Source organism: Reichenbachiella agariperforans (assembly GCF_900142205.1).
In the GTDB taxonomy this organism is placed as follows: domain Bacteria; phylum Bacteroidota; class Bacteroidia; order Cytophagales; family Cyclobacteriaceae; genus Reichenbachiella; species Reichenbachiella agariperforans.
The window spans coordinates 368,060-379,585 of the sequence record NZ_FRAA01000003.1 but is presented as its reverse complement, the minus strand read 5'-3'; the positions used below and the strand labels follow the sequence as shown (position 1 = coordinate 379,585).

The following is an 11,526-nucleotide window of genomic DNA, read 5'->3' as shown; positions in this document are numbered from 1 at the left end:
AGACCTAGTAGAACCAAGACTAAAGAGACAAGATGCTGTTAGTCTGTTTTTAGAGAGGATTGTCTGATGATGATCTCGGAGGGGATGATGGTATTGTGGACGGGTAGCTGTGTTCCGTTGATTTGATCGAGAAGCAGCTCTGCCGTTTTTTGCCCCATGAGATTCGGGTTTTGATTGACCGTACTGAGTGCCGGAGAGGTGTAGGCCGAAATCGGTTCGCCACTGAAACCAAACACTTTGATCTCTTCGGGTATTCGGATGCCTGCTTTTTGGAGCACTTCCATCGCTGCGATAGCAGCTACGTCATTGGCAGAGAAGATGGCATCAGGCATTTTATCCTTAGCGAGCAATTGCTGCGCGATTTCTTGACCATCTAGCTGTTTGAGTCGGCTCTTGAAGACCCAATCCTCCTGAAATTCGATGTTATTTTTCTCCAGTGCATCTTTATACCCTCTTAGCCTGTCTTGATAGATACTTGCTTCGCTGTTGCCACCGAGGTGGACAATATGACGACAGCCGTTTTGGATCAAGCTGTCTGTCAACTCATAAGCTCTCGAAAAATCATCGATGAGCACATTGTGACCTTGGATGGTTTTACATTCTCGATCAAAAAACACCACCGGCTTCCCACTTGCTTCGATGCGTTGTATATGACTCCCGTCGCTCTGCTCGGTAGCGATCGACAAGATGATGCCATCGACTTGATTGGCCAGTAGGGTGTCAACGAGCTGTGCTTCGCGTTCTGCACTATCATGTGATTGGCAAATGATCAGATTGTAACCTTGCTCTGAGACGATTTCTTCCATGCCGCCTATCACAGTAGAGAAGAAGTGTCGTGAAATATTGGGTACGATAACACCTATAGTATGTGTGCGCTGTGTACGTAGGTTAGAAGCCAAGTGATTGCGCGAATACCCCATTTCAGCGGCCTTTTCTTGGATCAGTTTTTTGGTCTTTTCTTTGACCCGAGGGCTATCGGCTAGAGCCCTAGATACCGTGCTGGCGTTGATGTTGAGCTCGCGGGCTATGTCGTGTATGGTGGCCTTCTTTTTCATTGGAGTGGCGAAGATAAAATAAAAAAGCAACACAAAATACAATCGATTGTATTTTTAATATTTACCTTTGAAGCCAAAGGAATTTATAAATCAAAAAAGAAATAGCTCATGAGTGTTTCGTACGAAGTAAGATATGCATCGAGTCCAGATGCGGTAAAAAAATTGGACACCAAAGAACTAAGAAATGAGTTCTTGATTGACAATCTAATGAAGCCGGATGAGGTCGTCTTGGTCTATACACACTATGACCGATACATCGCTGGATCTGCAGTGCCTGCTTCTAAGAAATTGACCTTGGAAACCATCGATCCGTTGAAGTCGGAGACTTTCCTCGCAAGGAGAGAACTCGGTGTGATCAATGTCGGAGGGGATGGTACGGTATACGTAGATGGAGAAGCCTTCGAATTGACCTACAAGGATGCACTATACGTAGGTATGGGAGCCAAAGAAGTGATCTTCGAAAGCAAAGACGCGTCTGCTCCAGCCAAGTTCTACTTGAACTCAGCGCCAGCGCACCATTCATTCCCTAACAAGAAAGTCACTAAAGCAGAGGCGAAAAAGCTAGAGCTAGGAACGCTCGAAACCGCCAATGCTAGAACAGTAAACCAAATGCTCATAGGCGGTGTGGTAGATACATGCCAACTACAGATGGGGATGACCGAGCTCAAGACAGGTAGTGTATGGAACACCCTTCCATCGCATGTACATGATCGCCGTATGGAGGTTTATATGTACATCGAAGTGCCTCCTGAGCAGTCTGTGTGTCACTTCATGGGACAGACTGACGAGACGAGACACATCTGGATGCAAAATGAGCAAGCGGTGATCTCTCCCCCTTGGTCAATCCACTCAGGTGCAGGTACGTCTAACTATACGTTCATCTGGGGTATGGCTGGTGAGAATCTAGACTATACAGACATGGATGTTTGTCCAATCAACGAATTAAGATAAAAAGCATGGATTTATTTAATTTAAAAGGAAAAGTAGCGCTCGTGACGGGTGCTACACATGGCCTAGGGATGGCCATGGCGATGGGACTCGGCAAAGCAGGAGCTACCGTAGTGATCAACGGGAATTCGTCGCAAGAGAAGATCGACAATGCCATCAAAGAATACGAAAAAGAAGGCATCAAGGTCAGCGGCTATAAGTTTGACGTGACGGACGAAGAGGCAGTCAAAGCAGCTGTCGCTAAAATCCAATCGGAAGTAGGTGATATCGATATCTTGGTCAACAACGCTGGGATCATCAAGCGTGTACCGCTCGAAGAGATGGAAGTAGCGGAGTTTGAGCAGGTCATCAAGGTAGACCTAGTGAGTCCGTTCATCGTATCAAAGCATGTGGTAAAAGGTATGATTGCACGCAAGAGCGGTAAAATCATCAACATCTGCTCCATGATGAGTGAGCTTGGTCGTAGCACCGTAGGAGCCTATGCAGCAGCCAAAGGTGGATTGAAAATGCTGACGCAAAATATGGCGACAGAGTGGGCAAAGCACAACATCCAGACCAACGGAATCGGCCCTGGGTATTTTGCGACGAGCCAAACTGCTCCGATTCGAGTCGATGGACATCCGTTCAATGACTTCATCGTGGGACGTACGCCTGCCGGCAAATGGGGAGACCCGTCTGACTTGGAAGGTGCAGCGGTCTTCTTGAGTTCAAAGGCCAGTGATTTCGTTAATGGCCAAGTGATTTATGTCGATGGAGGTATTCTCGCGACTATTGGAAAACCTAGCAACGAAGACTAATGAAGCAGTTAGGAATAATAGCACTATCACTACTGGGACTGGCAGCATGTCAGCCTCCAGCAGTGACTGTGACACTTAAAAACCAATTGTCACAGGATATCGCTGAGATGCCTGTCGTAATTGAGAGAGTAGTGATCGAGCAGAAATTAGGTGTTTTAGAAGCGGGCACATTTCCGTTACTCAAGGATCAAGGATCTGTCGTGCCACAGCAGTTGGATGATCTAGATGGTGATGGTAACTGGGATCAAATTGCCATTTTGGTGGCTTTGACAGCTAGTACAGACAAGGTGCTCGATCTGAGCAAGACGAGTGTCTATCCGACATTGACACAACGTACCAGCGTGTATCTTGGCGTGGATTATGACCGGTCAGATGCTTTTGTAGAGAAAGATCAGGAAGTCAGACATGCTGACAATATTGCGATGCAGTATCCGATGATGTATCAGATGGAAGGCCCTGCTTGGGAAAACGACAAAGTAGGTTTTAGACTCTATTTTGACTCTCGAAACGGAAAGGATATCTACGGTAAGACGACCGATAAAATGACGCTTCACTTAGCAGGGGTCAAAGGTCAGAATTATCACAAGCAAGATGACTGGGGTATGGACGTACTCAAGGTTGGGAACAGTCTCGGGGCTGGTGCTGTGGCGATGATGTATGAGGATTCGCTGGTGAAGTTAGGGGATACAGAAGCAGGAGAGTATGCTACGATTGTAGAAGGGCCTGTTCGTACGATTTTTGAGGTAAGGCATCAGGGTTGGAATACACCTGTAGGCGATCTATCAGTTACCGAGCGTATCACGATCTGGGCTGGTCAGTATGGCTACCAAGAAGAGTTGATCTGTGACCAAAAGGATGTCACCTGGGTGACTGGAATTGTTAACAAATATGCTGATAAAATGTACACGGGAGAGACTCCTCAGAGTCGGTATATCTATACGTTTGACCAGCAGTCTGAGAACAAGGATAACCTAGGGATGGCAGTGGTGGTCACTAGTGATTCGTTCGTAGATGCTGGAGAGACTGCTAACGAAGGGGACGGTGTTATCGAGACGTATTATGTAGCGTTCAAGAGCAATGAGACACCGAAGTACTACTTTGTAGCGGGCTGGGAACCTACTGATGCTCAGTTTTCGACTGCCGAAGGTTTTGGAGAGACAGTGGCACAGCAAGCATTGGTTTTTAGCGCTGCAGTAGTCATAGAGTAATATGCCTCTAGTGTTCTCTTAGAAGGGTTTGTACGAATTTACCCCTTTATTTGTACGATTTTATGCTACAACTTAGCCAATTTTAGGCTTGGAATGGCGACTGCTTTCCCGTGAAGTAGTCGCCATTTTTTATTCTGAGAGACAAAATTAGAAGTAAGCAGGCGTGAGAGGAATGAAGCAATGCATAGCGGTGTGTGTACTGATGTTGTACACTTGGTGGAGTGTGGCTGATGAAGGTAAACTCGCCTTTAAGCATTTTCATTCTGCGGAGGGACTGTCTCAAAGTGCCGTGATCGCGATCGCTCAGGATGATTTTGGGATGATGTGGTTTGGAACCCGTGATGGACTAAACCGCTACGATGGGCGGAGTTTTCAAGTCTTCAGAACCAACCCCACAGATTCTACCAGTTTATCCAACAACGACATATTAGAGATCAAAGTCGATGCAAAAGGAGATCTTTGGATCGGCACTTATAATGGTCTGAATCATTACATCCAGCGTAGTGAGCGATTCGAACGCTATCTTGCCAGCGATGCGGGCGAAAACGTCCTATCCAATCACACCATACGTACGCTGGAGGTCGTCTCCGAAGATCAAATATGGGTAGGTACACAAGAAGGTCTCAATATCATCAATCCTAAAACCCATGAGATCAGAACCATCCGTCATGATACCAATAGGTCGAATAGTTTGGCTGGTGATTACATCTTAGATATCTATCAAGATAGCCGTGGAGCGGTATGGATCGCGACCTCTAATGGTCTGTGTGTGACGAGAAACCCCGAAGCTACATTGCTCATCTTTGAGGATGTTCCACTTGGAGACTCAGCAGATTTACAGACCAGTTTTGTACAAGAAGTTTTGGAAGACCCTAAAGGCAATATGTGGGTTGGTACGCGGGATTGGGGGTTATTTCTGGTCGACCCAGATGGTCAGACGGTAGCACACTATGATACGAATACTACGCCCGCTATGGTGCATGACAATATCCGTTCGCTTGAGTACGGTCTGGATGGTTCGCTCTGGATAGGTACCTATACGGGATTAAATAGATTGATGCCAAATGGAGAGATGATCGCTAGCCTTGTTGACCCTCGGGATCAGGACGGGCTGTCTGAAAATAAAATCAAAAAGGTCTACTGCAGTGACAATGGAGCGGTATGGGTAGGCACTTATTTTGGTGGACTCAATATGTGGCATGAGGTTAATTTTAATTTTAATAACCTGAGTCAGGAACCGGATGGAGGAGGTCTGAGCAACAATGTCGTCAGTGCAGTACTGCAAGATGATGAAACCTACTATCTAGGTACCGAAGGAGGAGGACTAAATATATACAATAGAAGCCGTGGGACATTTGACTATGTGAGCAGTAGCGATGGTGCTATACCTAGTAGTAATGTGAAATACCTCAACTGGGAAACCAAAGGAGAACGAATCTGGATTTGTACTTTTGATGCAGGGATTGTATTGTGGGATCTTCGAAACAAGAAGCAAGTTTTGAGACTGTCTACCAAAGAGGGATTGAGTCACAATAGCGTCTATGATGTGGTACAGGATCAGGTGGGGCATTGGGTGATCGGTACTTTTGGAGGAGGTTTAAACCTCTATGACCCAGTGTCTGGTGACCTTCGATGGATACAGCAGCAGGAAGATCGAGCGATGGGTTTGTCTGACAATCAGGTGCGGTCACTGATGGTAGACCGAACAGGCAACCTCTGGATAGCCACTCAAAATGGACTCAATTTGTCTACTGCGGACGCAGAGAATCCTTACGAATCTTTTCAGCATTACTTCTACGATGAAGCACTAGAGAACGGACAGGACGTTTTGTTTATCGAGCAATCACGAGACGGGACGATCTGGACGGCCACCAAAGAACAGGGACTGTATCGTATGGTGGATGGAGCGTTTCAATTTGTCGATATTTTTGGGGAGGTACCTAACTCTAGCCAGATCATTCATGCAATAGAGGAGGACGCTAAGGGGTATTTTTGGGTGAGCTCTAACAACGGAATCGCACGTTTCGACCCTAATACTGAGGAAATTAAATTGTTTACCGAATCGGACGGGTTGAACTCCAACGAGTACAATAACAAATCATCGCTGGCGAGCGAAGAGGGGCTTATGTTTTTTGGGTCTCCCAGAGGGGTTACTTGGTTTGATCCCTCACAGTTGAAATCTAATCCATTCACTACACAGGTAGTCCTCAGCCAGTTGACGGTCAACAACTCTCAGATAGTCCCGAATGATTCGACTAATATACTGGCGCAGACACTGGCACTGACGGAGGCGATAGCGTTAGATTATGATCAGTCTAATTTTTCCATTGATTTTGCGCTACCCAGCTATGTCAACTCTAAAAAAAATCAGTTTCAGTACCGGTTGAAGGGCTTGGAAAGCGAGTGGAGACAATCGATGATTCCTTCGGTGAGTTATGCGATCCAGAACCCTGGAGATTACCTGTTTCAGATTCGAGGAGCTAACAATGACGGTTTGTGGTCCGACCAATGGACTGAACTCCAAATTAAGGTTCATCCAGCGCCTTGGAGGTCGGTATGGGCATTTGTGATTTATGGATTTGCGATTGCTGTGGCCTTGCTAGTACTGTTTAGAAGTATACGGTCACGTACCCAGCTACAATATGAGCTGGATCTGGAGCTAGAGTTGCACAAAAAGGAGCAAGAGCTCACTACGTCCAAGTTGCAATTTTTTACTAATATATCTCATGAGTTTAGAACACCGCTGACGCTGATACTCGGTCCCTTAGAACAGATCCTTCGTGATTATCAAGGGAGTAGTGCAATCTACAAACAGATGAAAACCATGCAGCACAATGCGAGCCAACTGCTCAAACTCATCAATCAGCTGATGGATTTTCGCAAGATGGAAAACAAGCAAGCACCGCTCGAAACGGCAGAAGGCAACTTGGTGAAGTTCGTTCGTGAAATTTATCTATCCTTTAAGACTTATGCGCGAAACGGAAAGTATAGCTATGACTTTCTATCCGAGGAGGAGGAGGTATTGGTGTTTTTTGATCGGGACAAGTTGGAGCGGGTCATGTACAACCTACTTTCCAATGCCTTTAAATATACCCAAGAGAATGGAACAATTCGGGTAGAGGTTCATCGTCGGGGAACGGAAGTGGAGATCCGGGTGATCGATACAGGGCAGGGAATACCTGCTGAGACACAGGACAAAATTTTCGACCGGTTCTTTCAGTTGCCGATGGATACGGCTCAGAGCGAATCTCAGCGTGGTACTGGGATAGGTCTCGCTTTGACTAAGAGTATCGTCGATCTGCATCAGGGCAAAGTAACGGTCACGAGTCAGGTAGGGCAGGGTAGTACCTTTAGTGTTTGGCTACCGCTAGGCAGTGATCATTTGTTGCCTAATCAGGTGATTAGTAACTTCAAGGGAAGCGATGCGCTGGAGAATTACCAGCCAGAAGTAGTCACAGATTGGTCTGAGGTTATTCAAAATGCTGTCATACAGCCTAAAAATGCAGATGCTAAAACTGTATTGGTCGTAGAGGATAACTCTGATGTTCGTCGATTTATCATTGATATACTGTCGGCAGAGTACAATATCGTAGAGGCAGAGAATGGTAAGCTGGGGTTGCGTGTAGCGATTCGTGAGGTGCCAGATCTGATTATTAGTGACGTGATGATGCCAGAGATGGATGGCATTGAATTTTGTACGCAGGTCAAAGCCAACTTGAAGACGAGTCATACACCGTTCATCTTGCTGACGGCACGTACTTCGTTGATTTTTAAATACGAAGGGTTAGAGTCTGGTGCAGATGAATATATCAATAAGCCTTTCAATACCAAAGAACTGCAGCTCAAGGTTAGAAACCTACTGCGTTTCGTAGACAACCTGAAAGACCGATTTCAGTCCAATGCCGAGATCGCTCCGAGCGAACTGACGATATCATCTGTAGACGAAGAGATGCTACAGCGTGCCATTGAGATCGTGGATCAAAATATCGACAACCAGTTTTTTGATGTCTCGCTGTTCTGTACGGAGCTCGGAGTGAGCCGCACGATGTTGTTTACGAAAGTCAAGGCATGGACGAATCTAACTCCCAATGAATTCATCCATTCGATGCGGATGAAGCGTGCAGCGAACCTGCTAGAGCAAGGGAAGATCACAGTAAGTCAGATCAGTTTCAAGGTCGGGTTCAAGAACCCCAAATACTTTAGCAAGTGCTTCCAAAAATACCACGGTAGCACCCCGAGTCAGTATGCTGACAAATTCAACACTCCACCTGAGTCTAAGACTTAAAATCATCAAATAAATCCCCTGAGTGGATATAAATGTACAATAGTGTACCTGTTCTGTACTTTTGGTTTGTTAAACGAAAGTAGAATTGTCATGTAAATTTTTAGAAAGCATGAATCTAAAAAAGCATTGGCAAGAGTGGATATTAGGTGTTTTCATCGTCATGATGTCCCTCATCATAATTTATTTCATTTAACAAAAAACAATCTTATGAAAGAAGATTTACTAAAACGCTTTAAGCTTGTGATCGCTATCCTAGTGATAGCAGCGGCCTCATCAGCCGCACAAGCTCAGAGTAACAAAGTACAAGGTGTCGTGACCTCATTTAACGATGAATCTGGGATACCAGGAGCAGCCGTTTTGATAGAGGGGACGAGTATAGGTACAGTTACGGATTTTGATGGTGCATTTACAATAGAAGCATCACCTGATGCGGTATTGGTGATATCCTTTGTGGGATACAAAACAGTCAAAGTACCAGTCAATAACCAATCACAGATAGATGTCCAATTAGAAGAAGACTACACCTCACTAGAGGAAGTCGTCGTGGTAGGATATGGTACAGTCAAAAAGAGTGACCTGTCAGGATCAGTCTCCTCGGTGAAGTCCGCAGATATTGCAGCGTTCCCAGCACTCTCAGCTACGCAGACGCTACAGGGGCGAGCTGCTGGTGTACAGATCAACTCTAACAATGGTGGTCAGCCGGGTGCGAGCTTTAATGTCAAAATCAGAGGTGGAACTTCCATCAACGCCAGTAGTGATCCGATTACGGTTGTAGATGGATTTGTGGGGGCAGAGATGCCTCCACCAGAAGATATCGCTTCTATCGAAGTGCTCAAAGATGCTTCGGCTACCGCGATCTATGGTTCTAGAGGAGCCAATGGTGTCATCATGGTGACGACCAAAAAGGGATCTAAAGGAAAAATAAAAATCGATTTTAATTCATCATATAGTACCCAGTCTCCAACCAAACAGCTGGATCTGCTCAATGCGGCGGAGTTTACGGATTATATGAACGAGTTCGCTCCTTATACTAATCTCGGATCGGATACCAACTGGCAGGACGAAATTTACCAAACAGGTATCATCTCGAACAATCAGCTCTCAGTGAGTGGAGGAGCAGAGAATGTGACCTATTACTTGTCAGGTACCTACTTTGATCAGCAGGGAGTAGTTGTCGGATCGGAGTACAAGCGATATTCACTTAACGGAAACGTAAACGTAGAAGCAACCAAATTTCTTAAGCTAGGCATGAGCATGTATGGTCGCCGAGGTACGAATGTCGGTGTACGTACCCAAGAGGGGTCTGGTGGAGCTGGACAAGCAGGCGTGACGAGTACTGCCTTTAGGTTTAACCCCGACTTAGGGATCTATGATGCCAATGGTATGTACACGCGATCCACCATAGGGGATCAACTAGACAATCCCGTAGCGATGGCTACTCAGTATGACAGAGAACGTGTCACGGATCGTTTTCAGAGCAATGTTTATGCGGATTTGAAATTCACCGATTGGTTGAGTTTCAAAACTACCTTAGGGATAGGCTCTACCAACTGGAGAGATGGCGAGTACTGGCCAACTACGCTGATCAGAGGCCAAGGAGCTGATGGTCTTGGTGGAATCGAGTCACGCAAACAGTCTTCGGTCATTAGTGAGAACTACTTTACCGTGGACAAAGAATACGGTCCACATCGTTTGACATGGGTGACTGGGTATTCTTTTCAGAAAAACACATCAGAAGCATGGAAGGCTTCTAGCCAAGGTTTTATTACCGATGCAGGTCGTTTCTGGTCATTGGATCAGGGAGCTGTACCTAATACACCTACTTCTAGTCTAACAGAGTCGACTATCAAGTCGTTCTATTCGAGAGCTAACTATTCTTTACAAAACAAGTATGTGTTGACTTTTACGGGTAGATACGATGGCGCATCTAATTTTGCGGCGAACAACAAGTGGGCATTTTTTCCATCAGGAGCAGTTGCATGGGATATCAAAGGCGAGAGCTTTATGGATGACCTGAACTTCTTGACACAACTGAAGCTGAGAGGTAGCTACGGACTCACTGGAAATCAAGCGATTGGCCCTTACCAATCATTGGCCAGTCTAGAGCCGACTTACTCCATCGTACCAGGTGGTAATGCCCTCGCGGTAGGTACACTTGCTAACCCTGACTTGACGTGGGAGACGACTAGCCAGGTCGATGTAGGGTTGGATATAGGACTATTCGAGGGGCGTGTCAACGTAGTGATGGACTACTATGAGAAGATCACGAGCGACCTGCTGTTTCAGAGACAATTGCCATCTTATGTAGGTGTAGGGACACAGTTACAAAACATCGGAAAGGTGAGTAACAAAGGGTTTGAGTTTATGCTGAGTACCAAGAATTTGGTAGGAGAGTTTACATGGAATTCAGATTTCATCATCTCTGCCAACCGAAATGAGGTGCTAGAGTTGCCTGATTCGGTAGAGTTCTATGGGCAAGAGCCAGGTCACTTTTTGTTAGATGGCTCATCACAACTGCTCTTAGAAGGTCAGCCAGTGGGCGTATTCTATGGGTATGATTATCAGGGGATTTATCAAACAGGAGATGCGTTCATTCCTGGGTCTGGTTTTGAGCAAGAGGCAGGAGGCGAGAGCTATGCCGATATCTCTGGGCCTGATGGTGAGCCAGATGGACTCCTTTCAGGAGAGGATAGAAAAATCATTGGCAATCCCCACCCAGATTTTGTGTGGTCATTTAACAACAGTTTCGGTTACAAGAATTTCGATCTCAATATTTTCATCCAAGGCGTACATGGCAATGACATGCTCAGCTTTACGAACATGGAGTTAGAAACCATGTCAGGCAAGAGTAACGTGCTATCATCAGCATTGGATAGATGGACGCCTACAGATCCTAATACGGATGTGCCAAAGGCCTCTTCTACGAGAGCATTTAGGGTGTCTGACAAGTATGTGTATGACGCCAGCTATGTACGGTTGAAAAATGTGACTTTAGGGTATACTTTCCCAAAGACCATTTTGGACAAGACTTTCATCAGGTCGCTGCGTCTCTATGTCAGTGGGCAGAACCTGCTCACGATGACAGATTATCCAGGGCTAGACCCAGAGGTCGGTTATCAAAACTCAGGCAGTGGAGCGGATGGCAACCGAAACATAGGCTTGGATTATGCGAGTTATCCTAATGTCCGTGCATACACTTTTGGAATCAACTTAGGACTTTAAAATTGAAGAAA

6 protein-coding genes are annotated in these 11,526 nt (G+C 45.8%); 5 read left to right on the top strand and 1 reads right to left on the bottom strand.

Features of this window, described 5'->3' with window-relative positions; translation table 11 throughout:
• Positions 1-38: 38 nt before the first annotated feature.
• Complete coding sequence (locus BUB99_RS10750; protein ID WP_073122347.1) at positions 39-1,055, bottom strand: LacI family DNA-binding transcriptional regulator; 1,017 nt, start codon at positions 1,053-1,055, stop codon at positions 39-41.
• A 108-nt stretch (positions 1,056-1,163) separates the two neighbouring features.
• On the opposite strand from BUB99_RS10750, the gene kduI reads away from it, so the two are divergent.
• The 5 genes from kduI (at position 1,164) to BUB99_RS10725 (ending at position 11,515) form a co-directional block, all read left to right on the top strand.
• Entirely contained in the window at positions 1,164-2,006 is an 843-nt protein-coding gene (gene kduI, locus BUB99_RS10745; protein WP_073122345.1) for a 5-dehydro-4-deoxy-D-glucuronate isomerase, read from the top strand.
• A gap of 5 nt (positions 2,007-2,011) precedes the next feature.
• Positions 2,012-2,800 (top strand): gluconate 5-dehydrogenase, encoded by a 789-nt coding sequence (locus BUB99_RS10740; protein WP_073122343.1) that lies wholly within the window; start codon positions 2,012-2,014, stop codon positions 2,798-2,800.
• A complete protein-coding gene (locus BUB99_RS10735) occupies positions 2,800-4,008 on the top strand; it encodes a DUF4861 family protein (RefSeq protein ID WP_073122341.1) in 1,209 nt (402 codons plus the stop codon). The genes BUB99_RS10740 and BUB99_RS10735 overlap by 1 nt, the downstream gene beginning before the upstream one ends.
• 172 nt (positions 4,009-4,180) lie before the next feature.
• Complete coding sequence (locus BUB99_RS10730; protein ID WP_073122339.1) at positions 4,181-8,293, top strand: hybrid sensor histidine kinase/response regulator transcription factor; 4,113 nt, start codon at positions 4,181-4,183, stop codon at positions 8,291-8,293.
• 207 nt (positions 8,294-8,500) lie between these two features.
• Positions 8,501-11,515, top strand: coding sequence for a SusC/RagA family TonB-linked outer membrane protein (locus tag BUB99_RS10725; protein ID WP_073122335.1), 3,015 nt, complete (start codon positions 8,501-8,503; stop codon positions 11,513-11,515).
• The last annotated feature ends 11 nt before the right edge of the window (positions 11,516-11,526 follow it).

Coding starts and splice junctions, on each gene's coding strand:
- BUB99_RS10750 (WP_073122347.1), bottom strand. CDS start 1,055: ATGAAAAAGAAGGCCACCATACACGACATAGCCCGCGAGCTCAACATC.
- kduI (WP_073122345.1), top strand. CDS start 1,164: ATGAGTGTTTCGTACGAAGTAAGATATGCATCGAGTCCAGATGCGGTA.
- BUB99_RS10740 (WP_073122343.1), top strand. CDS start 2,012: ATGGATTTATTTAATTTAAAAGGAAAAGTAGCGCTCGTGACGGGTGCT.
- BUB99_RS10735 (WP_073122341.1), top strand. CDS start 2,800: ATGAAGCAGTTAGGAATAATAGCACTATCACTACTGGGACTGGCAGCA.
- BUB99_RS10730 (WP_073122339.1), top strand. CDS start 4,181: ATGAAGCAATGCATAGCGGTGTGTGTACTGATGTTGTACACTTGGTGG.
- BUB99_RS10725 (WP_073122335.1), top strand. CDS start 8,501: ATGAAAGAAGATTTACTAAAACGCTTTAAGCTTGTGATCGCTATCCTA.